At 45.1% G+C, this 23,295-nt stretch carries 19 protein-coding genes and 1 other annotated feature (1 of these 20 only partly in view); of the genes, 14 read left to right on the forward strand and 5 right to left on the reverse strand.

All coding sequences use genetic code 11. The annotated features are described in order from the left end of the window. Positions 1-35: a binding site (T-box leader), on the forward strand; it begins 202 nt to the left of the window's first position. Between the two features lie 99 nt (positions 36-134). The 9 genes from ilvB (at position 135) to QT716_RS12105 (ending at position 11,808) form a co-directional block, all read left to right on the forward strand. After that, positions 135-1,883, forward strand: coding sequence for an acetolactate synthase large subunit (gene ilvB, locus QT716_RS12065; protein ID WP_398293357.1), 1,749 nt, complete (start codon positions 135-137; stop codon positions 1,881-1,883). Further along, complete coding sequence (ilvN, locus tag QT716_RS12070) at positions 1,880-2,395, forward strand: acetolactate synthase small subunit (protein WP_317936315.1); 516 nt, start codon at positions 1,880-1,882, stop codon at positions 2,393-2,395. Before ilvB ends, ilvN begins: the two co-directional genes overlap by 4 nt. Positions 2,396-2,628: 233 nt before the next feature. Continuing rightward, on the forward strand, positions 2,629-3,660 hold the full coding sequence (gene ilvC, locus QT716_RS12075; RefSeq protein ID WP_317936316.1) for a ketol-acid reductoisomerase: 1,032 nt from the start codon (positions 2,629-2,631) through the stop codon (positions 3,658-3,660). Continuing rightward, a complete protein-coding gene (locus QT716_RS12080; protein WP_317936317.1) occupies positions 3,647-5,203 on the forward strand; it encodes a 2-isopropylmalate synthase in 1,557 nt (518 codons plus the stop codon). The genes ilvC and QT716_RS12080 overlap by 14 nt, the downstream gene beginning before the upstream one ends. Positions 5,204-5,224: 21 nt before the next feature. Beyond that, positions 5,225-6,325: a 3-isopropylmalate dehydrogenase gene (leuB, locus tag QT716_RS12085; protein WP_317936318.1), complete on the forward strand. Its 1,101-nt coding sequence runs from the start codon at positions 5,225-5,227 to the stop codon at positions 6,323-6,325. Positions 6,326-6,376: 51 nt separating this feature from the next. Further along, the gene (gene leuC / locus QT716_RS12090) at positions 6,377-7,786 is read left to right on the forward strand and encodes a 3-isopropylmalate dehydratase large subunit (protein ID WP_317936319.1); all 1,410 of its coding nucleotides are present in this window, start codon (positions 6,377-6,379) and stop codon (positions 7,784-7,786) included. A 15-nt stretch (positions 7,787-7,801) separates the two neighbouring features. After that, positions 7,802-8,392, forward strand: a complete 591-nt coding sequence (gene leuD, locus QT716_RS12095; RefSeq protein ID WP_317936320.1) for a 3-isopropylmalate dehydratase small subunit — start codon at positions 7,802-7,804, stop codon at positions 8,390-8,392. Between the two features lie 121 nt (positions 8,393-8,513). Further along, on the forward strand, positions 8,514-9,737 hold the full coding sequence (locus QT716_RS12100; protein ID WP_398293364.1) for a pyridoxal-phosphate-dependent aminotransferase family protein: 1,224 nt from the start codon (positions 8,514-8,516) through the stop codon (positions 9,735-9,737). A gap of 382 nt (positions 9,738-10,119) precedes the next feature. Further along, a complete protein-coding gene (locus tag QT716_RS12105; protein ID WP_317936321.1) occupies positions 10,120-11,808 on the forward strand; it encodes a methyl-accepting chemotaxis protein in 1,689 nt (562 codons plus the stop codon). A gap of 165 nt (positions 11,809-11,973) precedes the next feature. Here QT716_RS12105 and QT716_RS12110 read toward each other — a convergent pair whose 3' ends face one another. Next, on the reverse strand, positions 11,974-12,876 hold the full coding sequence (locus QT716_RS12110) for a C40 family peptidase (protein WP_317936322.1): 903 nt from the start codon (positions 12,874-12,876) through the stop codon (positions 11,974-11,976). A 299-nt stretch (positions 12,877-13,175) separates the two neighbouring features. Between QT716_RS12110 and QT716_RS12115 the strand changes: the two genes are divergently transcribed. The 3 genes from QT716_RS12115 to QT716_RS12125 all read left to right on the forward strand — a co-directional run bounded on the left by QT716_RS12115 (position 13,176) and on the right by QT716_RS12125 (position 16,298). Continuing rightward, entirely contained in the window at positions 13,176-14,270 is a 1,095-nt protein-coding gene (locus QT716_RS12115) for a glycosyltransferase (RefSeq protein ID WP_317936323.1), read from the forward strand. Between the two features lie 15 nt (positions 14,271-14,285). After that, the gene (locus QT716_RS12120; protein WP_317936324.1) at positions 14,286-15,389 is read left to right on the forward strand and encodes an amidohydrolase; all 1,104 of its coding nucleotides are present in this window, start codon (positions 14,286-14,288) and stop codon (positions 15,387-15,389) included. 171 nt (positions 15,390-15,560) lie between these two features. Continuing rightward, positions 15,561-16,298, forward strand: a complete 738-nt coding sequence (locus QT716_RS12125; RefSeq protein WP_317936325.1) for an SDR family NAD(P)-dependent oxidoreductase — start codon at positions 15,561-15,563, stop codon at positions 16,296-16,298. A gap of 280 nt (positions 16,299-16,578) precedes the next feature. On the opposite strand, the gene QT716_RS12130 is transcribed toward QT716_RS12125, so the two are convergent. After that, positions 16,579-16,929 (reverse strand): SCP2 sterol-binding domain-containing protein, encoded by a 351-nt coding sequence (locus QT716_RS12130; RefSeq protein ID WP_317936326.1) that lies wholly within the window; start codon positions 16,927-16,929, stop codon positions 16,579-16,581. A 206-nt stretch (positions 16,930-17,135) separates the two neighbouring features. Between QT716_RS12130 and QT716_RS12135 the strand changes: the two genes are divergently transcribed. Then, a complete protein-coding gene (locus QT716_RS12135; RefSeq protein WP_317936327.1) occupies positions 17,136-19,028 on the forward strand; it encodes a putative bifunctional diguanylate cyclase/phosphodiesterase in 1,893 nt (630 codons plus the stop codon). A 49-nt stretch (positions 19,029-19,077) separates the two neighbouring features. On the opposite strand, the gene QT716_RS12140 is transcribed toward QT716_RS12135, so the two are convergent. Genes QT716_RS12140 through QT716_RS12150 form a run of 3 tightly spaced genes read right to left on the reverse strand, consistent with a single transcriptional unit; the run spans position 19,078 to position 21,415 of the window. Then, on the reverse strand, positions 19,078-20,745 hold the full coding sequence (locus QT716_RS12140; RefSeq protein WP_317936328.1) for a b(o/a)3-type cytochrome-c oxidase subunit 1: 1,668 nt from the start codon (positions 20,743-20,745) through the stop codon (positions 19,078-19,080). Between the two features lies 1 nt (position 20,746). Further along, a complete protein-coding gene (locus QT716_RS12145) occupies positions 20,747-21,247 on the reverse strand; it encodes a cytochrome c oxidase subunit II (RefSeq protein WP_317936329.1) in 501 nt (166 codons plus the stop codon). Between the two features lie 24 nt (positions 21,248-21,271). Next, entirely contained in the window at positions 21,272-21,415 is a 144-nt protein-coding gene (locus tag QT716_RS12150; protein WP_317936330.1) for a cytochrome c oxidase subunit 2A, read from the reverse strand. A gap of 302 nt (positions 21,416-21,717) precedes the next feature. Here QT716_RS12150 and QT716_RS12155 point away from each other — a divergent pair, with 302 nt between their 5' ends. Then, a complete protein-coding gene (locus QT716_RS12155) occupies positions 21,718-22,410 on the forward strand; it encodes a glucosamine-6-phosphate deaminase (protein ID WP_317936385.1) in 693 nt (230 codons plus the stop codon). Positions 22,411-23,295: the final 885 nt, after the last annotated feature.

Genomic DNA, 23,295 nt, shown 5'->3' on the forward strand with positions numbered 1-23,295 from the left:
AAGGGTGGTACCATGAAAGCTTTTTCATCCCTTGCGCAACTATTTTGCGCGGGGAGAAAAGGCTTTTTCTATTGACATAAAACAGACGGGGATATTCGGTGGAAACAGAACGAAGATGACAAGGAGAGATGCAAATGAGTACGGAATTGCAGTTGAAAACAGCACCTGCGAAACAGGACACGATTGATACACCTATGCGGCCTGCGAATGGCTCGGATGTCCTGATTCGATCCTTAAAAGAACAGCAAGTTGAAATTATTTTTGGTTATCCGGGAGGCGCAGTTCTTCCTATATATGATGCATTGTATCAAAACCCGATTCAGCATATTTTAGCGCGGCACGAACAAGGCGCCATTCATGCGGCGGAAGGATACGCACGCGTGTCAGGTAAACCGGGTGTCGTCATTGCAACTTCAGGTCCGGGTGCAACGAACCTTGTCACAGGAATTACAGATGCCATGATGGATTCCCTTCCGCTTGTTGTATTCACCGGCCAAGTTGCAAGCAGTGTAATCGGAACGGATGCATTCCAAGAAGCTGATATTATCGGAATTACGCAGCCGATTACGAAACATAATTACCAAGTAAGTGATGTCTTGGAGCTGCCTCGTATCATTAAAGAAGCGTTTCACATTGCTTCAACAGGCAGACCAGGTCCAGTAGTGGTCGATATTCCGAAAGATATCGCGACAGCACCAGCTGAACACGTACCGGACTCACCAGTTGAACTGAATCTGCCAGGATACCAGCCAACGACTCATCCGAATTACCTGCAAATTCAAAAAACTATTGCGCTACTAACGCAAGCCAAACAGCCAGTCATCTTAGCAGGTGCGGGTGTACTGCATGCGAAGGCAACCGCTGAACTGAAAGAGTTTGCGGAAGTCAATCGAATTCCTATCGCGAATACACTGCTTGGTCTCGGAAGTATTTCCGGAGATCACGAGTTATTCCTAGGAATGGCGGGGATGCACGGGACGTACACGGCAAATATGGCTTTGAGTGAATGTGATGTGTTACTCAATATCGGTGCACGGTTCGATGATCGTCTGACAGGTAACTTAGCTCGGTTTGCACCGAATGCAACGGTTGTCCACATCGACATCGATCCTGCTGAAATCGGCAAAAACGTCCCGACTGCGATTCCAATCGTGGCGGATGCGAAAGAAGCATTAAAGGCTTTGCTCAAGCACCCAGCGTGCGAGCCGGATACAAAAGCTTGGCTTGGAAAACTAGAACAACTTACGAAGGACTTCCCACTTTGGTATCAAGAGGATCCAGATCATTTGCTGCCTCAACAAGCGCTTGAATTGATCCGCAAGATCACTAAAGGAGATGCGATTGTCACGACGGATGTCGGTCAGCACCAAATGTGGACGGCTCAGTATTATGGGCTTAACCATTCAGACCAATGGGTAACATCAGGAGGCCTTGGCACGATGGGCTTCGGTTTCCCAGCAGCAATCGGTGCTCAACTTGCGAAACCCGAAAAGCGGGTGGTCGCTGTTGTAGGAGATGGCGGTTTTCAGATGACTGCACAAGAATTATCCTTGCTGCAAGAACATCGAATTCCTGTCAAAGTCGTGATTTTGAACAATGAAGCACTCGGGATGGTAAGACAATGGCAGCAGACATTTTACGAAGAACGCTATTCACAGTCATTGATTCCGGTTCAGCCGGACTTTGTGAAACTGGCAGAAGCGTACGATTTGAAAGGATATCGCATTCAATCGGCAGATGAAGCAGAAGCCGTCTTTACTGAAGCACTATTATCCGATGAACCAGTTCTGATCGATTGTCGTGTGAAACGTTTAGAGAACGTCAATCCGATGGTTGCGCCAGGTAAAGGAATTCAAGACATGATTGGAGTGAGTGCGCCATGAAGCGAGTGATTACAGTCACAGTTATTAACCAAAGCGGCGTACTGAACCGGGTGACGGGGTTGCTCATGAAACGCCAGTTCAACATTGAAAGTATAACGGTCGGGCATACGGAACAAGCGGGTATGTCGAAGATGACGTTCATTGTCCATGTGGATGAGGAGCGGAAGATTGAACAGCTGGTGAAACAGCTGCAGAAACAGATTGATGTCATCAAGGTGAATGATATTACGGATAAGTCGATTGTGCTGCGGGAGCTCGCGATCATCAAGGTGACGTCACCGCCGCATGCAAGAGGCGAGATGAATAGCCTGGTGGAGCCGTTCCGTGCGACTGTTGTCGATTCGGGGAAGAATATTGTGACGTATCAGGTGACGGGTGATCCGACGAAGATTGATGCGTTCATCGACTTGCTGAAGCCGTATGGGATTAAGGAGTTGACGCGGACGGGGACGGCGGCGTTTGTCCGAGAGATCCAGAAAGCGCCATCGCCGCAGCTGTCTATATTGAAGTAACCAATTATATCTGGACAGTGTTGATTTACGCTGCAGGTGGACGCTTTCCGAGGGGCTCGATCTCAGCCGCTTCCCTCGCTACGCTCAGTCCAGGGTCTTCGATCTTCGCTGATCCCTCCGGAGTCGCCACCTTCCGCTTCAATCAACGGTTATGGTCAGCAACACTTATTGTTTTGAAGAGGAAAAAGAAAAGAAAAGAAAATAAAACCCACAAACCCTAGGAGGAATTTATTATGACAAACATGTATTATAACCAGGACATCAACGAGCAGGTATTGAACGGCAAGAAAATCGCGGTAATCGGATACGGTTCACAAGGGCACGCACACGCACAAAACTTGAAAGACTCCGGTTTTGACGTAGTCGTAGGCGTTCGTCCCGGCAAGTCATTCGACAAAGCAAAAGAAGACGGACTCGAAGTGACAACTGTTGCAGAAGCGGCAGAACAAGCGGACATCGTCATGCTTCTACTACCCGATGAGCGTCAAAAACAAGTATACGAAGAAGAAGTGGCACCTGCACTAAAAGCCGGCAAATCACTCGTATTCGCACACGGATTCAACATCCACTTCGGGCAGATCAAACCGCCAGCTGACGTTGACGTATTCCTCGTCGCACCAAAAGGACCAGGACATCTCGTTCGACGGACATTCGAAGCAGGCGCTGGAGTACCTGCATTGTTCGGTGTATACCAAGACCCATCAGGTAACGCTCGCGAAACAGCACTTGCGTATGCAAAAGGAATCGGATCTGCACGCGGCGGCGTACTTGAAACGTCATTTGAAGAAGAAACAGTTACGGATCTATTCGGAGAGCAAGCGGTACTATGCGGGGGCTTAACTTCACTTATCAAAGCAGGATTCGAAACACTTGTCGAAGCAGGCTACCAGCCGGAACTCGCATATTTTGAAACGCTTCACGAAACAAAGCTGATCGTTGACTTGATGTATGAAGGTGGTATGGCAGGCATGCGTTATTCTGTTTCAGACACTGCAGAGTGGGGCGATTTCGTTTCAGGACCACGCGTAATCGACGCAGATACAAAAGCACGCATGAAGTCAATCTTGGACGATATCCAGTCTGGTAAATTTGCAAAAGATTGGATCCAAGAAAACGAAGACGGACGTCCGAACTTCAACCGTATTGAAAAAGAAGAAGCGGGTCATCAGCTTGAAGAAGTAGGAGAAAAACTTCGTGCAATGATGCCGTTCGTAGCTAAAGGATTGAAAAAAGAGGAAGAGGTGACGGCTGGTGCGACAAATTGACTTTTTCGACACGACACTGAGGGACGGAGAACAATCAGCAGGCATTAACTTAAATACGGCGGAAAAGCTTAAAATCGCGCGGCAGCTAGAACGTTTTGGCGCATCGGTGATCGAAGCGGGCTTTCCCGCTTCGTCCCCCGGCGATTTCGAAGCAGTCAAACAAATTGCAAACAGCGTCAAAAACTCAACAGTGACAGGTCTTGCCCGAGCTGTTAAAAGTGACATCGATACATGTTGGGAAGCGTTAAAAGGAGGCGTGAATCCACACGTTCACGTGTTCCTCGCGACGTCACCGATTCATATGGAATATAAATTGAAAAAGACGCCTGATCAAGTTGTGGACATTGCAGTTGAAGCGGTTAAATACGCAAAAGCTAAATTCCCGCTCGTTCAATGGTCAGCAGAAGATGCATTCCGTTCGGACCCTGCGTTTCTCGTCCGGATTCTGAATGAAGTCATTGCAGCAGGTGCAACGACAGTCAATATCCCGGATACAGTCGGGTACGCAACGCCTCAAGAATACGGTGCACTCTTCAAATTTTTGAAAGAGAATGTACGCGGAATCGATCGGGTGAAACTATCGACACATTGTCATAACGACCTGGGAATGGCAGTTGCAAACTCCATTGCCGCAATCGAAAACGGGGCGGATCAAGTCGAAGGTACAATTAACGGAATCGGCGAACGTGCTGGAAACGCCGCTCTTGAAGAAATTGCAGTCGCCCTTCATATCCGTAAAGACTTCTACAATTTCGACACGGGCATCAAGCTGGATGAAATCAAGCGCATAAGTGAGCTTGTCAGTCGCTTGACAGGCGTCACGATTCAGCCGAACAAAGCAGTTGTGGGGAAGAATGCATTTGCCCATGAATCCGGAATTCATCAAGATGGCATGTTGAAAAATCCAGAGACGTACGAAATTATTACACCGGCACTAATTGGCGCAACGGTTGAACCGTTAGCGCTAGGAAAACACTCTGGCCGCGCTGCATTTAGAGATCGCGCAGTGACGATGGGCTTTACATTAAACGATGAGCAATTAAATGCTTCGTTTGTGGAATTCAAAGATCTTGCAGATAAAAAGAAAGAAATTACAGAGGATGACTTGTTCGTACTCTTTACGAAACAGCAGCTTGAACAGACCGAGACGCCGATTTACGAATTGGAAAATATCCAAGTGCAATATGGAACGAACAATGTACCGACTGCAACAGTCACAGCGGTGAATCCTGATGGGAAAACCGTGAACGTGGCTACTACAGGAGCTGGATCTGTAGAAGCAATCTTCAATACATTGGAGCTGCTCGTTAAAGGCGATGTCCATATTCACGATTATCAAGTTTCTTCTATTGGTAAAGGCCGGGATGCTCTCGGGCAGGCAGTCGTGAATTTGAACTACAATGGAACACAACTTACAGGCAGAGGAATTGCGCAAGATGTGCTTGAGGCATCTGCAAAAGCGTATTTGAATGCTATCAACCGACAATTGGTCAGAATGTCATTGGAAACCCAAAGAAACCAAGCAGTTGTAACTGCACAGTAATCCTACAAGGAGGAGAAGACGATGGAAAAACGTATCGCAGTATTACCCGGTGACGGGATCGGACCAGAAGTAACCTCAGCAGCAGTGAAGGTGTTAGAAGTCATTGCAAGAAGATTTCATCATTCGTTCGAATTTGTCCATGGTTCTATTGGCGGGAACGCAGTAGACACGCACGGTACGCCGCTTCCAGACGAAACAATTGCGCTTTGTGAAAAGAGTGATGCTGTTCTGCTCGGCGCAGTTGGAGGCCCGAAGTGGGACCAAAATCCGGCAGAAACCCGGCCGGAAAAAGGTCTCTTGAAGATTCGCAAACACTTTGGATTGTTCGCTAACATTCGTCCAGTGAAGGCAGTGCCTGCGCTGCTCCATCGCTCTCCCTTAAAAGAGGAGCTTGTGAAAAACGTCGATCTCGTTATCGTTCGTGAACTGACAGGCGGTTTGTATTTCGGAGAACCAAGCAAGAGAGACCATGACTCAGCAGTGGATACACTTGTCTATACTCGCACAGAAATTGAACGGATTGTCCGTTCTGCCTTTGACCTTGCCCGAATGCGACGCAACAAAGTAACGTCTGTTGACAAAGCGAACGTTCTTCAATCGAGTCGCTTGTGGCGCGAGGTAGTAGAGGAAGTGCGTGCGGGTTATCCAGATGTTGAAGTGGAACATCAGTTAGTGGATTCCGCTGCGATGAAACTGATCACACAGCCTGAAGCATTTGACGTAATCGTTACAGAAAATATGTTTGGAGATATTTTGAGTGATGAAGCGTCTGTCATCACGGGATCACTTGGACTCCTTCCTTCTGCAAGTATACGGACAGATGGATTTGGGTTATACGAACCAGTCCATGGTTCCGCACCGGATGTTGCAGGAAAAGGACTTGCGAATCCGGCAGCTGCAATGCTGTCTGCTGCAATGATGCTGCGTCAGTCATTCGGAATGGAAGAAGAAGCTGCCGCAATCGAATGCGCAGTTCAAACTGTTTATGAAGAAGGGCACTGTACAGCGGATCTAGCAGGACCCGATGTGCGCCCGATGTCGACAGAAGAATGGACAGCGAGAGTGGCAGAAGAAGTGGATGTCCAATCTGTTTCTAATTGTATTATGTTTTCATACGTTTAAAAAACAGCTCAACACGAGCGCAACTACCATTCATGGAGAGGAGAAAACAGTATGGCAAAAACGATTATTGAAAAAGTATGGGATCAGCACGTAGTGACGCAAGAAGAAGGGAAACCCGATTTACTCTACATCGATCTCCACCTCCTCCATGAAGTCACGTCACCGCAAGCTTTTGAAGGATTACGGCTTGCGGGACGGAAAGTGCGGCGCCCGGAGAGATGTTATGCAACGATGGATCATAATGTACCCACCCGTAATATCAATGTCGTGAGCGATCCAACTGCTCAGAAGCAAATGACCACACTTGAGCAAAACTGTGCGGAGTTTGGAATTGAGCTCGCTCATATGACACATCCTGACCAAGGAATCGTCCATATTATCGGACCGGAACTTGGATTGACACAGCCGGGACGCACGATTGTATGTGGAGACAGTCATACTTCTACACATGGAGCATTCGGTGCCATCGCATTCGGTATTGGAACGAGTGAAGTCGAGCATGTGCTATCGACGCAAACACTTTGGCAAAACCGTCCGAAAACAATGGAAGTGAAAATTTCCGGAGAACTTGGGAATGGAGTGACTGCGAAGGACGTCATTCTTGCCGTAATTGCTAAGTTCGGTATTGACGTCGGTACAGGTCACATCATCGAGTTTACAGGTGAAGCGATTCGCAACCTTTCAATGGAAGAACGCATGACGATTTGCAACATGTCGATTGAAGCAGGTGCAAAAGCTGGGTTGATCAGCCCTGACGAAACGACTGTCGCCTATTTGAAAGGCCGCCGTCACGTTCCGGAAGGTGAAGCGTTCGAAGCAGCTGCGGCTAAGTGGCTTGCGCTCGCAACGGACGAAGGTGCTGTCTATGATACGACGCTGACGCTCGATGCATCTGAAATTGAACCGTATGTCACGTGGGGAACGAATCCTGCGATGGGTACAGGGATTAGCGGGCACGTCCCGTTTGCCTCTGATTATTCATCCGCATCGGATCAGGAAGCCTTGAAAAAAGCAGTTGCCTATATGGGACTCGAAGAAGGCATGCCGCTCACTGACATTTCGATACAGCACGTATTCATCGGCTCCTGTACGAACGCACGGTTGAGTGACTTGCGCGCAGCTGCAGCAATCATTGAAGGTCAGCACGTTCATCCAACAGTGACAGCTATCGTTGTTCCAGGATCTCGCTCTGTAAAACGGCTGGCTGAAGAAGAAGGACTTGACGCCGTATTTAAAGAAGCCGGTTTTGAATGGCGCGAATCAGGATGCAGTATGTGTCTTGCGATGAATGACGATGTCGTGCCTGCAGGAGAGCGCTGTGCCTCCACGTCGAATCGGAATTTCGAAGGACGTCAAGGTGCCGGAGCGCGTACGCATCTTGTCAGCCCCGCAATGGCGGCAGCCGCTGCGATAGCGGGCCGGTTTACAGATATTCGAAAAGTGCCTGTGATGCAAGACTGAAGGGAGGAGCATTCGATGGAACCGATTAATATCATTACGAGTACCCTAACGCCGCTAGATCGGAAAAACGTGGATACCGACCAAATCATATCAAAAGAGTTTTTAAAGCGAATTGAACGAACAGGATTCGGAAAGTATTTGTTCTATCATTGGCGATTCGATTCAAAAGGCAATCCGAATCCAGACTTCGTGCTTAATGATCCGCGATTTGAAGAATCCAAGATTTTAGTTGCAGATGAAAACTTCGGATGCGGCTCCTCCCGTGAGCATGCTCCATGGGCCATTCTCGATTATGGATTCCGTATCGTTATCGCGCCTGGGTTTGCGGATATCTTCTATAGTAACTGTTTCAAAAACGGCATCTTGCCGATCCGGCTGCAGCAAACTGAAATCGATGCGCTGCTATCAGATGGTGAAGAGCAGCCAGTGGAACTTACTGTGAATCTGGAACAACAAACAGTCACCAGAAGAGATACTGAAGAAGCATTCGCCTTTGAAATTGACCCATATTCAAAACAGATGCTACTGAACGGATGGGACGAAATCTCGCTTACGTTTCAGTATGAAGACGAAATCACGGCATATGAAAACCGCATGACCAATTAAGGTTATCTCACGAATAGAAAAGCAGGTGTGCATTCGTATCGAGTTGAATGCATACCTGCTTTTTCTAGTGGGCATGTAAACGGCTGCGTTACTGTAAAAAGGAATAAAGGAGTTTGTAAGAATGATGTCGAAAAATACTAGGCATAGAAATCTGATTATTGGGGGAATTCGATTGAGAAACAAAGACTTATTATTGATTCCTGGACCGACACCTGTTGTCGATTCCATTTATGATGCCTTAGGAGAAGAAACTCGCGCTCATACGGATCCTAGATTCGTAAGCAGATTCAAGACAGCAATCGAGCGGATAAAACGGATTTTGAACACTGACGGGGAAGTGTTCATCGTCGCAGGATCCGGTACGCTTGCAATGGAAATGGCATTGGTGAATACAATTGCCCCCGGAGAACGTTTATTGATCATCAGCCATGGCTATTTTGGCGACCGGTTCATTAAACTCGGGCAAGCGTTCGGGATTAAAATCGATCTGCTGCAGGCCGAGTGGGGGAAGCAAGTAGACATTAAACACGTAAAAGAACATTTAGAGAAGCATCACTATAAAGCGGTGACGGTCACACACGCGGACACATCCACAGGCGTAAAAGCGAGTCTTGGAGTATTGATTCCGCTCATTAAACAGCATGGTGCGCTCGCAATCGTGGACGGCGTTTGCGCAACGACTGCGATGCCTGAAGACATGCAGCACAATTATGCAGGACCTGATACTGCGATTGACATCGTCTTAACGGGCTCCCAAAAAGCGATTGGCGTGCCGCCTGGTGTTGGCATTGTTGCTTTCAGCCAAGCAGCATTAAAGGCTAGGAATGAAATGGAACGGGTTTCTGCCTTTTATTGTGATATCCATAATTGGATCCCTGTCATGCATGATCCATCCAAATATTTCGCAACACCGCCGGTGAATATGATTTACGCGCTAGAAGAAGGGCTGCGAATCGTTGAAGAAGAGGGACTTAAGAAGCGTTATGTACGTCATAAAGCATACGGGAAAGCCGTTCGTTCCGCGCTGCGTGTGTATGGCATGACCCCGCTAGCGGAAGAAGACGATGCAGCCCCAACATTAAGCTGTATTTACTATCCTGAAGGCGTTAACGATGCCGAATTCAGGGAGGCGCTCGCAAAACAAGGCGTCATTTTGTCAGGTGCACTGGCACATCTAGCAGGAAAAGCATTCCGGATTGGACATATGGGGAACACAACGCCTGAAATGCTAGAAGAGGCAATCCGTAAAATCGGGGAAACGCTAAAGATGAGCGGACATGAAGCGAATGTGGAAGAAGCACTGTCCGTGTTTACTGAAATACTCAGCTCCACATCTGTAAAATAATTCAACTTACGAAAACTGTAGAGTATTCTCTGCAGTTTTTTTGTTTTTTATAAAGGACATGCAGTATCTGACTTTTACAATTCATGGTTTAAAATGTCCGACTTTCAAGTACCTACATAGAATAAAGTATTCGTCATTTAAAACAGGCTCCTCGCTGCAGAAGTTACGAGGGCATAAATAGAGATGGAAAATAGAAGAGATTATAGGGAGAGATAAATAATCGAACGAATAGAAGAGTTCGAAAGGGAAGATAATCTAAAAAAACTAGTAAAAAAGTAGTGATATATTACTCGTAAACAGATATAATCGAACTAGTCATTACTATTCAGACGATTGAATAAGTTTTATAGTTTTAAAAAGACATAAACTTGGGGTGGAATGGGTGAAACGAACAATCAAAGGGAAATTGCGAAACGGGTTTGGTCTCCTGATCGCGCTGCTCATTATAATCGGCGCAGCAAGTATTTTATTACTAGTCAAACTGAACGCAGATTACAAAAACATGTTAGACAACGAAGTCCAAAAAGTAGACATCATCGACGAATTCGTCTTGAAGCAAGAACAGATGCAAAGCAAAATCAGAGGTTACTTGCTCTATTCGGATGAAACCCTTCTAGCCGAGCGAGAAGAGAACTATGCGCGCTCTGAACAACTCATCCAAGAACTTGGCAAAATGGAGATGGGTCCTCAACTGAAAAAAGAATATGATGCGCTCGTTGACTCAAACGAAAAGTCAATGGCATTACAAGACAAGATCATCGACAATATAGAAGCCGGAAAAGACGATATCGCAAAATGGATGTCCGAAGCTTCTAAAGACGTTGGGAACGTTGTGTTAACCCGAGCAGACATGATTAAAAATAACCAGTATAAAGCGCTTGAGAAGAAGCAAGTAGAAATCGATGCGCTCATGATGCAGCTGACGATAGCCATCGCAGCGGTTATGCTCGTTGCCGTCATAGTCGGATTCATCATTTCCCGCCGTATTAGTCAGTCCATTTCAAAGCCCGTTGGCATTGTAACGGAGGCACTGCATCAAATTGCAGAAGGGAACTTCTCGATTGACCCGCTCGTTGTCAAAAGTAAGGATGAAATCGGCGAGATGGCAGCTGCTTTTAATAAAATGGGGGCGGATGTCGCGAATATGATTCGTAAAATTAATACATCTGCTCATCAGCTTGCCATGCAGTCTGAAGAGTTGTCTGCGAGTTCTGAAGAGAGCTTAGCATCATCAGAAATGATTGCAAGCAGTTCAGAACAGCAATTAGAAGGAAGCGAACGGCAGCAGCGGATTACAGACCAATCCACACAATCGATGAGCGAACTATCGTTAGGAGTAGGAGAAATTTCAGAAAGTAACGAAGATATGTTACGTTCTGCTGAAGCAGTATCTCAACTTGTTGGGAAAGGATCCGCATCGATGGATGATGTCGTGAAAGAAATGACAACGATTCGGGAAACAATCCGGGAAACGTCAGAAATTATGAACGAAATGGCGGCGCACTCTTCTGAGATTGAAAAAGTGACAGGAATTATTACAAGTATTGCTGAACAAACGAACTTACTTGCACTGAACGCAGCAATTGAAGCAGCTCGTGCAGGGGATGCAGGCAAAGGGTTTGCGGTTGTAGCCGACGAAGTCCGGAAACTCGCGGAGCAATCGAAAGCATCCGCAACAGACATAGGCACCATGGTCAGTGACATCCAAGTGTATTCGAAAAAAGCGACTTTATCGATCGAAGCTGGAAATAAGAAAGTCGAAAATGGAATGAAGGCAACAGCAGACTCAAATGATGTGTTCAAAGACATCCAGCAAGCGGTGACAGACGTTTCTGCAAAGGTAGAGACTGTATCGGCAGCAATAGAAGAAATTCAAGCGATGGCGGACGAAGTGACGGAAGGCGCGAAGGAAGTTCAGCGACTCAGCGGCCAGGCAGCAGCATCAGCAACTGAGACGAGCTCAGCAACTGAGGAACAGCTGGCAGTGAGCCAAGAGATTAGCGCCAACGCCCAGAGCCTTACACGCCTTGCTGATGAGCTTCAACAGGAAGTTAGTAGATTTAGGGTATAACCCAATATAAAAGCGTGCAGTCCCTCACACGAGGACTGCACGCTTTTCGGTTCGAAGGGAAGATGATCAGTATTGCTGAAAAAGATTAAAGGAATCATCAAAAATCGGTTTATAACTAACAAAACGTGGAATCCTCTATAGTAAGAGAATTCCACGAGCAGGTTCTTATTTAAGACGGTCCAAGAAACGTTGCATATCTTGAATCTTCACTTTGTCGTCTACACCGAAGTTTCCGTTCGTGTAACCTTTTGTTACATCGTTCGCATAAAGTGCACCGATATGTTTTGCAGCATAGTAGTCAGCAGGTACGTCTTTGAAGTTACCTTCAGTAGACATAGGCAGGTCAAATGCTTTTGTAAGAACCAATGCCATTTGTGAACGAGTCAATGAATCATTCGGGTTGAATCTTCCGCTGTTACCACCGTTGAAGATACCTGCTTCAGTTGCAGCCATGATTTCATTGTAATAAGAAGTTTTTGAGTTTACATCTGTATAATCTTTAGCACTGTAGTCTCTGTGAAGACCTAGAGTCTTAACAACGATGTTCGCTACTTCTCCGCGAGTTGCATAACGTACAGTCTGTGCTGCAGGTTTTGAAGCAACTGCTGTTTCACCGAATGTTGCAGTGCGCTTAGCACCCGCATAACGGCTCTTCCAGTAGTATGGATCGTTGATAGACGAGATTGTAACACCTTTACTTGTAGAAGCGTGAATAAATTTGCTGGAACCTATGTAGATTCCCACGTGGGAAATTCTGCTGCCACTTGTTTTGAAGAATACAAGGTCACCAGTAGTCAAGTTGCTTTTAGAAACAGCTTTACCTTGGTTGAATTGTTGAGCAGCTGTACGTGGAAGTGATTTACCATTCTTTTTGAAAATAACTTGCGTATATGCTGAGCAATCGATACCTGATTTTAGGCTTGTCCCACCGTATCGATATGGAGTTCCAATATAATTTTTAGCTGTATCTATTAGATCAGTAGCTGAGTTCGCAGAGGCCATAGAAGGTACGGACGTTGAAATTACTAAACTGGCGATTCCAAAAGCCAAGAGACGTTTGAGTTTCATAAGTTTTATTATTTCCCCTTTCGCACCGTTTCTTTGACAGTGACTTTATCTGTGAACATCTTAGCACAGGCTAAACCTGATTTCGGTTACAGTTATATTACAAAGACATTACAAATGAATGCACTCATGCATAAATGTTGATTTGACGCAGTTTGTCGGAAACTATTTCCGGTATTCGCGTTTTTATTTTGTTGTAAAATAACTGAAGAACGTGAAAGATAACTAGTTTTGCTGTATCTTTGTAATCAAACTTATCGAATTGCCAGAGCTCTTTTGACAACTGGCGGAATGAGGCTGACATGAAAAAAATCGCAGTATTTAGCAATATGTATCCTTCTGCCGAACACCCGACGTACGGCATTTTTGTTAAGAACCAAGTCGAATTACTTCGGAAATCTGGAGTATCCGTTGACGTGAAAGCCATTGATAACCCTAAAAGCGGAAAAGTACAAGGTCTATTAAAATATGGGAAATGGTTCGCAAGTTCCTTATTCTATCTACTTGGCAATCGTCGGAAACTGGAATTGACCCATTCGCACTATGCATTTCCTACAGGTGTTCTCTCATTGTTGGGGAAACGGATGTTTAAAATTCCTTACATCGTCACTCTTCACGGCGGGGATATCGACAAGATGGCAAAGAAGAATGCCAAGATTGCCTCAATGACAAAAACAATATTACAAGAAGCCGCTCACGTTGTAACAGTAGGCGAGAGGCTGAAACAAGAAGTGGTTGAAAACTTCGGTGTTGCTGAAAACGCTGTGACAGTTATGAGCATGGGAGTGGATCAAACTGTATTTCATCCTATGGAGCGCGCTGCTGTGCGAGCGGAACTGGGACTTCAAGAAACTCAACCTGTTGTCTTATTCATCGGGAATTTAATTCGCGAAAAAGGAGTACTTGAATTGGTCCAAGCATTCGAGTCCATTCGTAAAACAGTCCCTAATTCTTCCTTACATCTAATCGGTTCACATAAGTCTGCAGGGTTTGTCGAAGAGGTGAAGCATGAGATTACCTCTCGTCAACTTGAAGGAATTCACTTGGAAGGAACAAAGACACAAAAAGAACTGGTGCAATGGCTTGCGGCTGCAGATGTTTTAGCATTGCCTTCCTACCACGAAGGATTTGGCCTTGTCGCGCTCGAAGCAATGGCTTCAGGCACACCCGTAGTTGCATCTGATGTTGGAGGTTTAACGTATTTGTTAGCAGATGGTGCAGGCGTCTTAGTGCCGCCTAAAGATGCGGAAGCACTTGCAGCTGGATTGCTTCAAGTGCTTTCATCGGAAACACCTGCTAATGAGGAGAAGCGCAAAAAATTAGTTCACGAACATTCATATGAAATGATTGTAAACAAGCTATTGAAAATCTACGAGGATGCAGCGAAGACACGGTAAAAGGGGGAAGGAAAGATGGTCGTTACTGAACAAATCAGGAATTGGTTCGAACACTTTCATGCACATCCAGAAATTAGTTGGAAAGAACAAGAAACAACAAACGAGATTGCACGGATCTTGACGGAGTTAGGGGTCTCTTTTAAAACGTTTGATGACGTGACGGGTGTTATTGCGGAAATCGGAGAAGGGGGCTCTGTCACTGCGGTACGTGCAGATATCGATGCGCTTTGGCAAGAAGTGGACGGTGTTTACCAAGCAAATCATTCATGCGGACATGATGGTCATATGGCTATGGTGCTCGGAGCACTTCAACTATTGAAAGATGAACAACTTGGCGGCCGCATTCGTTTCATCTTTCAGCCTGCTGAAGAGAAAGGGAACGGATCGAATGCAATGATCGACCGCGGCGCTGTTGAAGGTGTCACGTATTTGTTCGGCATACATTTACGGCCGCAAGAAGAACTTCCTCTAGGACAAGCATCTGCTGCGATTCGACATGGTGCTGCATATTTCGTAGAAGGGACGATTCAAGGAGTAGATGCACACGGCGCCCGTCCGCATCAAGGGAATAATTCAATCGATCCGCTGCTCGCAATCGGACAATTTCTAAAGACTATCCAGTTTTCACCGTATGATGCGTACTCAGCGAAATTGACCCATCTTCAAGCAGGCGGGGAAAGTTTGAATATTATCCCTGGGGCAGCGAAGTTTGGCATGGATATCCGATCGCAATCGAACGATGTATTACAGCAACTTCAACAGCGTATCGACAAAGGCATGCAGCAAATCGCTGAACTTTATGCGACGAAAATTGAATTAAAATGGACGGATTATACACCTGCTGCAGAAGTGTCCGATGAAGCGGCAGCAATTGCGCGGAAAGGGATTTTGGAAGTTCTTGGTGAGCAAGGTCTTGCATCAGACGTGGTTACTTCAGGAAGTGATGATTTCCATTTCTACACGATTCGTCATCCAGAATTGAAAGCAACGATGATTGGGTTAGGTGCAGATCTAGGACCTGGCTTGCATCATCCAGAGATGAAATTCAATCGGGATGCCCTTGTAACAGGTGCAGAAATTTTGGCGGAGACGTTGAAGCGCGCTAGTTTTAAAGCGTGAAATTGATTACAATAATTAGGAATTTTCGGAGAAGGTGAGCCTTTGAAATTGCAGCCTATCTATAGAAGGAAAGTATTTTTTGTGTGAGTCATGAAGTTTGCAATGTCTCAAATATAGGAGTACTATTTAGATGTTAAAACTTATTGAAACATATAAAAAGGAGCGGTTCAAATGGGTAGAATGCAAGATAAAGTAGCGTTTATTACTGGCGGAGCTTCAGGCATGGGTGAAATGATGGTTAAATTGTTTACAGCTGAAGGCGCGAAAGTTGTAGCTGCAGACATTAACACAGAAGCTCTTCAAGCTAAATGGGACAACGTAGAAAACGTCGAGTATGTAAAACTTAACGTTACAGACGCTGACAACTGGGCAGAAGCTGTAAAAACAGCTGTAGATAAATTCGGTAAACTTGATATTTTGATCAACTGTGCTGGAATTTCCACTGAAAAAGGTATGGACGATATTACTCTAGCTGACTGGCAGCGCCTACACGACATCAACGGATTCGGTACATTCGCTGGTATGCGTGCAGTCGTTCCTTACATGAAGGAAGCTGGCCAAGGTTCAATCGTTAACATTTCTTCTTACACAGCTCTAGTTGGTATGGGCTACAATCCATATTCAGCTTCTAAAGGTTCAGTTCGTGCGATCTCTCGTGCTGCATCAGCTGAGTTCGGTAAAGATGGAATCCGTGTGAACGCAGTATTCCCAGGCGTTATCGAAACACCAATGGTTGCAAACCTCCAGTCTTCTAAAGCGGCGCTGGACGGACTTATCAAAATGACTCCGCTTGGCCGTCTTGGACAACCTGAAGACGTGGGCAACGCGGTAATGTTCCTTGCTTCTGATGAAGCATCATACATCTCTGGCGCTGAACTCGTAATCGACGGCGGTTTCTCAGCACGTTAATTGGTGTATGAATAAAAAAGGCGTCTTCTCATTTGAGAAGGCGTCTTTTTGTCTTGCATTGGAAGAGTAGACGGTGTTGATTTCCGCGGCAGGCGGACGCGGGCCTACAGGATGTAGGTCATGCAACCGTTGCGGCAGGACGCCGCGAATTTAGGTTGTTTCAATTAGGATCCCTCCGGAGTCGCCGCCTTCTGCTTCAATCAACGGTTCACCATAAAATTAATTGTGTTCATCTGCAATGAGGATAGAAAGGTAGTGATAAGTAATTAGAGATAAGAGATTAAAACTGATACTGCGTCAAAATATTCTCCAACTTCAGCGCTAAGCCGAGGCTGCCTTTTACTTTCAGTTTGCCCATCATGAAAGCGGTAGTGGTGTTGAGCTTACCTGCTAGCAGCTTGTAGAAATCGTCGACACTCATACTAAGTACGCAGTCTGCTTCGTCGGTTTCTTGTACATTGACTGACGCCTGCTTATCACCGAGCACTAATACATAGCTCACCTTTTCTTCTCCAGTTAAGTTAAATCCGTAACTGACGTTCAACCCTTGAATGGGAGCAGGGTTTTCGTTTAGCTGCTTCTCAATATCCTCCCATGTTTGCTGCAGATCCTTTTCTTGTCCAATCGACAACTCATCCGACCTCCTAAAAGTGAATGGTCATTCATTTCTATTGTATCAAAGAAGTCAGAATAATGGAATGAAGAGTTTTCATTGAGTTAAAAGGGGAAATGCATAGTATGTCGAACTTTAGTAGTATCTGTTGAAACTTCAGGACTAATCTTATGTAAAGTAGATATATAACAAATCGGAACGGCCTTTTAAGGAGGTGCTTGCACGTGCATCGTGACCAGAAAGAACTTGCCGAATTTATATCCAAAATGCAGGAGCTGCAGCAAGATATCTTTAAACAAGCAAAACAGCTGGAACTTACGAAAGACTCTATGCATGAGGTTTCTTATGAGCTGTGTAAAAGTATTGCCGAACTTATGAAAACAGATCGAGTCAGTATATGGTTATTTAATCACAATCAAACCGTTCTGACGGAACACATGACCTATGCGACTGATTCTGTAAGTGTGCCTGAAACGAAACAATTGGATGCCATCCACTCAGAAGGCTATTTTGACTTAATAGTAGGACACCGAGTTAATCCAGTTGTAGACATCGCGACGCATCCAGCATTACAAGCGTTGCATCAAACCTATTTTGCACAAAGTCATATGGTTTCCTTAATTGATGCCTCTATAATAATGAGCAGGGGTATTGGTGGTATGCTGTGCTGTGAATCTGTGACAAGACGCGAATGGACAAAGTTGGATGAGGTTATGATCTCAGCGATTGCGGATATGCTATCATTCATCTTTGATCGGTTGTACCGGTTGGAAATGGAAGATCGTATGCTAGAGTTGGCATACACCGATCTATTGACTGGTATTGACAATGAAAACGCGTTTATCGAAAAAGTGAATGAACGGTTACATACTTTCGGCCGTGGGATGCACGGTGCTTTCTTATATATCAAAATCGATCAATTTACAGCCGTGCAAAGTGTTCTTGGCCCAGGAGCGACAGAGATGATTTTGAAAGAAATCGCACAACGGTTTCATAAGTTGTTTCCTGTCGGCTCAAATCTTGCACGCATCGCATTTGATCATTTCATCATTTGCACTGAGCATGAAGGAGATAATGAAGCAAACGAACGAAGAATGGCAGCAATCATGGAAGAATTACGAAGTCCCATCGTATTTGACAATCAAGACGTATTTTTGACGTTCAGTTATGGGGTGGCACTCTATCCGGATCATATCAAGAATGCTTATGAAGGTATTCAAGCCGCCAAAACAGCGCTCGATTCATCGCAAAAAATTACGGTTCGTAAAACGCGTGCTGTCTACAATCCTGATATGTATGAGCAGTGGAAAGAAGCGATGCAGTCTGAGATGAACTTAGGTAAAGGTCTTGATATGAATGAGTTCCGGTTATATTATCAGCCGCAAGTTGAAAGCATAACCCATGTGATGACAGGTGCAGAAGCACTCATCCGATGGCAGCATCCGGAAAAAGGTTTGCTGTCGCCCGCTTCATTCATTGAGATTGCTGAAACGACCGGGCTCATTTCTCAAATTGGAGAGTGGGCTCTGCACGAAGCGTGTAAACAGTTGAAGAGCTGGGAGGAGCAAGGTCTTGGACACTTGACGATTTCCGTTAATATTTCACCGCGCCATTTCTTATATCATCGTTTTGAAGACTTCTTACAAGACTGTTTGAAACTGCATGGAGTCAACCCAGCCAACTTGATTCTCGAAATTACGGAGAATGTCGCACTGGAGGATGCTAAGCTTGTAGAAGCCCAAATTCAACGAATCCGGCAATTAGGATTCACGCTCTCAATAGATGATTTCGGTACGGGGTATTCGGCCTTCATCTATTTGCAGCAATTTTCGATTCAGGAGATTAAAATAGATCGTCAATTTATAAAAAACATTGAAACCGACGTTAAAAGCCGAGCGATTGTCCGTGCCATTTTAACACTTGCTAAAAGTCTGCACATGCATACTGTAGCGGAAGGAGTCGAAACAGAAGGTCAGCTGAAGAGGTTAGAAGAACTTGGATGCTTTGAAATCCAAGGCTATTATTTCAGTAGACCGATTCCGATTGAGGAGTTGAACAAGTTGCTGTTAGCTTCTCCAGAATTTCCGTTTTTACATCTGCCAGCCCCAATAAGTTAACATGAAAAAACCGAGTCATTCGCTAAAGTGCGAGTGACTCGGTTTGTTTTTATCCTCTTCCGATTGGCCATTTGAATGGAACAGAACCCGGAGGCGAGTGCTTAATAATATCAATCATTGGAATCGTATAAGCAAATGCAATCAGAGCAATCGTAATCCCAATCCACAAGTACCAGTTCTCAAGAATTTTTGGTGTTTTTTGTGCGTCTTCGTCTTCTGCAGCAATTGGGAATTCTTCGACGCCGCGAGGAGCGAAGAACGTAAGCTTAATGAAGATATAGGTCATTAGCAGAATGCCGACGAATAGAATTGTTCCGCCGATTGCTTGTGCAAGCTGATAACCAATCCATGTATCGACTTGCGCTCCGCCCGCATATTCAGAGTAAGCAGACCGGCGTGGGCCGCCAAGCAGACCTTGAATGTGCATCGCTGTTGACATGATTGTCATACCAACTGTCCAGATGATCGTTTGGATAATTCCCAGTTTGTTCAATTGCTTTGTCAGACGTCGGCCTGTTAAGTGCGGCACGAGCCAATAAGCAATTCCAAAGTAAGTCAAAATAACGGTTGTTGCAATTGTTAAATGGAAGTGACCTGTAATCCAAATCGTATTGTGAACTAGAGCGTTCATTTGGTGAGATGCGTTAATGATCCCGCCGATTCCACCTGGAATGAAAGCTACCATACCGACGAACGGTGCAAAGAAACGTACATCGCCCCATGGTAATTTTTTAAACCAGCCGAATAAGCTGCTAAAGCCTTTGCGGCGACCTGTAATTTCAAATGTTGCAAAGATCGAGAAAGCTGTCATTAATGAAGGGATGACAACCATCATGGTAAGCACAACTTGGATGAACTTCCAAGTCGGGTCAATTCCCGGTTCTGTCAACTGGTGGTGGAATCCAACTGGAATCGAGAACATCAACAGCAAGATGAATGCAAGACGAGCAAGTGAATCACTGAATAGCTTTCCACCGATGATTTTCGGAATGATTGCATACCATGCCATGTAAGCAGGGAGTAACCAGAAGTATACAAGTGGGTGACCGAAGTACCAGAACAATGTACGGCTGACGAGCACGTTAATAGTTTCTGTGTATCCGAGTGACCACGGGATAAATTGAACGACCACTGCAATTGCAACACCAAGAGATGCAATTACCCACATGAGCATGTTAATGACTACCATGAATGCGAGCAATGGTGATTTTTCACCTTTGTGTGCTTTTTTCCAGACGTACAGTTGTCGGAAGTTCGTGAACGCGCCAACCCAGCTGCCGATAATGACAAGTGCAAGACCAATATAAAAGGCAGGATGCGCAGCAAGCGGTGCATAGAAAGTATACAAAACGTTTGCTTCACCGACTAAAATTGTGACCGCGGTCATAATCGTACCAACGAGCATGATCCAGAAGGAGACCCAGCCGGCATTCCGCTGTTTGTCTGAAATTCCGACTGTTTTGCCCATCAGCGCAAACTGGAATCCGAGGATGAAGAAAGTGGTTAACACGAGTCCGAGAATCACTCCGTGAACCGTTAAAATTGTGTAATAGTTAATGTTGAAAGGTAATGTAAATCTGCCAGATCGGACAAAGGTTTGTAAAAGGCCCATCAGACCGCCGACGAGTAACGAAACAAATGTTACGTACATGAACGACATGTAAAGCCGCGCATCTTTCTTTGGGAATAAACGAAGATTGTTTTCAGTTCCGTCCATGTTAATACACCTCTACCTTTCCGAACATCTGGTGGTGACCGATGCCGCAGTATTCGTTACAAACAACTGTGAATTCGCCTTTGTTTTTCATAACCGCTTCATATCGGCTAATGTGGCCAGGCTCTACCATCATGTTGACGTTTGTTCCAGCTACTTGGAAGCCATGAACAACGTCCTTCGATGTGATTGTGAAAAGAACTGTCGAGCCCTGAGGTACACGGATCGTTTTTACAGGTTTTTCGTCTTTATCGACACCGAAGTCATAGTTGAATGCAGATGCAACGATGTTCACTTTATACTTTCCGTCTGCCACTTCTGTCAGACCGAGATTTTCAGGTTTGAATGAATCATGTGCCTCTACGTTGTTTTGGTCAATTGTTTCCAAGTGACTCTGAGGATGAGTCCCTTTCCAAAAAGCCGCAAATCCTATAATTAAAAGAAAAATAACTAATGATGCCATACCGAACGTAAGCCAAACCTTCTCATACTTGTGCAGATGCATAACCTCTGCCTCCTTCTTTTTCTGTTATCTTGAAATGAAAAGCCAATATGCGCCGAACCATGCACCTACCATCAGCACCCCGAGGATCATAACCATGATGAATGTTCCTTTTAAGTTAGAAGATTCTGCTGATGAAGCAACTGACGTTTGCTTTTGCTTTTTTGCCATTTCACTCACCGCCTTTTAAAAGTTGTTTTATATGCCCTGTAAGAACTACTTTCATCATATAAAATCTACAAGATTTAAATACTAGGGAAATCCCTAATACTTTAGTCTGTGAGGCGGATTTCACAAATTGTTCATAGTACCACCACATTTTAGACAAAAGCAACTGATGGGAAAATAGAAGCTTATGAAGAGACAAAGAGGGGAACCTGAAGACTAGAGGACTCTTGTTGACCGTTACACCGGCACGCTTTACAATTAATGAAGTAACTTAAACAGAAAGTTGGGAATTACTTATGAAAAACATTCAAACGATTGTTGTTGAAAGCAAAGAGCGAGGCGCAGAAAAGGTAGTGGAACTTGTACGCGAAGAAATGGAAGCAGGCCGACTGAACGTGTTAGGGCTTGCAACAGGAAGCACAATGGAGCCAGTCTATGAAAAGATGGTTGCCTCGGATCTCGATTTCACAAATGTAACGGCATTCAACTTGGACGAATACATTGGCATTCCTGCAACCCACAAAAACAGCTATGCGTATTACATGGATCAGTTGTTATTCAACAAAAAGCCGTTCAAAGAGACACATATAGAAAACGGAATGGCAGAAGATTTAGATGCAGAATGTGTTCGTTATGAAACACTCTTGAAAGAGAATCCATTGGATATGCAGTTTCTCGGTATTGGAGAAAATGGACACATCGCGTTCAACGAGCCAGGGACGTCACCAGAATCAGTAACACATGTGGTTGAACTTACGCAGTCTACTATCGATGTGAATAGCCAATATTTCACGGCAGATGAAACGATGCCGGTTACTGCATTGACAATGGGGATTTCATCCATCATGCAAGCGAAGAAATTGATTGTCGCTGCATTCGGAGAGAAAAAGCGTGCAGCACTGGAGAAGTTATTTGCTGGAGAAGTGACAACAGAGTGGCCGGTAACGTATTTGTTAGACCACCCAGATGTAACGGTGATTACGGATTTGAAGTTATAATAGAAGGAAATTAAATGAAGGGCTGTCCACTTGGGCAGTCTTTTTTTGTTGGGCGGGGATGGGAGTGGAGTAGGTTCTCAATCAGTTCATGCGAGTTCTCCGACAGATTGAGGGCATTCTCCGACAGGCGGCGGAGTTTCTCCATCACTGCCAAGCATTTCTCCGACACTGCGTTGAATTTCTCAATAACGAGACACAATTCAACGAGGAAAATGGATTAATTGGATGAATAAATCATATATCAAATCAATTAAAAAACCCCCGCGCAACCGGAGTTGGCGGGGAATGGTTCTCGATCAATACGCGAGAGTTCTTCGACAGATTGAGGGCATTCTACGACAGATGGCGGAGTTTCTCCATCACTGCCAAGCATTTCTCCGACACTGTGTTGAATTTCTCGATAACGAGACACAATTCAACGAGGAAAATGGATTAATTGGATGGGAAAATCATATCAAATCAATTAAAAAACCCCCGCGCAACCGGAGTTGGCGGAGAATGGTTCTCGATCAATACGCGAGAGTTCTCCGACAGATTGAGGGCATTCTCCGACAGATGGCGGAGTTTCTCCATCACTGCCAAGCATTTCTCCGACACTGCGTTGAATTTCTTAATAACGAGACACAATTCAACGAGGAAAATGGATTAATTGGATGGAAAAATCATATATCCAATCAATTAAAAAACCCCCGCGCAACCGGAGTTGGCGGGGAATGGTTCTCGATCAATACGCGAGAGTTCTCCGACAGATTGAGGGGCATTCTCCGTCAGACGGCGGAGTTTCTCCATCACTGCCAAGCATTTCTCCGACACTGCGTTGAATTTCTTAATAACGAGACACAATTCAACGAGGAAAAGGGATTAATTGGATGAATAAATCATGTA

The organism is Sporosarcina aquimarina, assembly GCF_033253705.1.
Classification (GTDB): Bacteria; Bacillota; Bacilli; order Bacillales_A; family Planococcaceae; genus Sporosarcina; species Sporosarcina aquimarina.

Bases quoted from the DNA above. Each gene is read 5' to 3' on its own strand.
- leuD (WP_317936320.1), top strand. From the start codon at position 7,802: ATGGAACCGATTAATATCATTACGAGTACCCTAACGCCGCTAGATCGG.
- QT716_RS12140 (WP_317936328.1), bottom strand. From the start codon at position 20,745: ATGGACGGAACTGAAAACAATCTTCGTTTATTCCCAAAGAAAGATGCG.
- leuC (WP_317936319.1), top strand. From the start codon at position 6,377: ATGGCAAAAACGATTATTGAAAAAGTATGGGATCAGCACGTAGTGACG.
- QT716_RS12115 (WP_317936323.1), top strand. From the start codon at position 13,176: ATGAAAAAAATCGCAGTATTTAGCAATATGTATCCTTCTGCCGAACAC.
- QT716_RS12125 (WP_317936325.1), top strand. From the start codon at position 15,561: ATGGGTAGAATGCAAGATAAAGTAGCGTTTATTACTGGCGGAGCTTCA.
- leuB (WP_317936318.1), top strand. From the start codon at position 5,225: ATGGAAAAACGTATCGCAGTATTACCCGGTGACGGGATCGGACCAGAA.
- ilvN (WP_317936315.1), top strand. From the start codon at position 1,880: ATGAAGCGAGTGATTACAGTCACAGTTATTAACCAAAGCGGCGTACTG.
- QT716_RS12110 (WP_317936322.1), bottom strand. From the start codon at position 12,876: ATGAAACTCAAACGTCTCTTGGCTTTTGGAATCGCCAGTTTAGTAATT.
- QT716_RS12150 (WP_317936330.1), bottom strand. From the start codon at position 21,415: ATGGCAAAAAAGCAAAAGCAAACGTCAGTTGCTTCATCAGCAGAATCT.
- QT716_RS12145 (WP_317936329.1), bottom strand. From the start codon at position 21,247: ATGCATCTGCACAAGTATGAGAAGGTTTGGCTTACGTTCGGTATGGCA.
- QT716_RS12120 (WP_317936324.1), top strand. From the start codon at position 14,286: ATGGTCGTTACTGAACAAATCAGGAATTGGTTCGAACACTTTCATGCA.
- QT716_RS12100 (WP_398293364.1), top strand. From the start codon at position 8,514: ATGATGTCGAAAAATACTAGGCATAGAAATCTGATTATTGGGGGAATT.
- ilvB (WP_398293357.1), top strand. From the start codon at position 135: ATGAGTACGGAATTGCAGTTGAAAACAGCACCTGCGAAACAGGACACG.
- ilvC (WP_317936316.1), top strand. From the start codon at position 2,629: ATGACAAACATGTATTATAACCAGGACATCAACGAGCAGGTATTGAAC.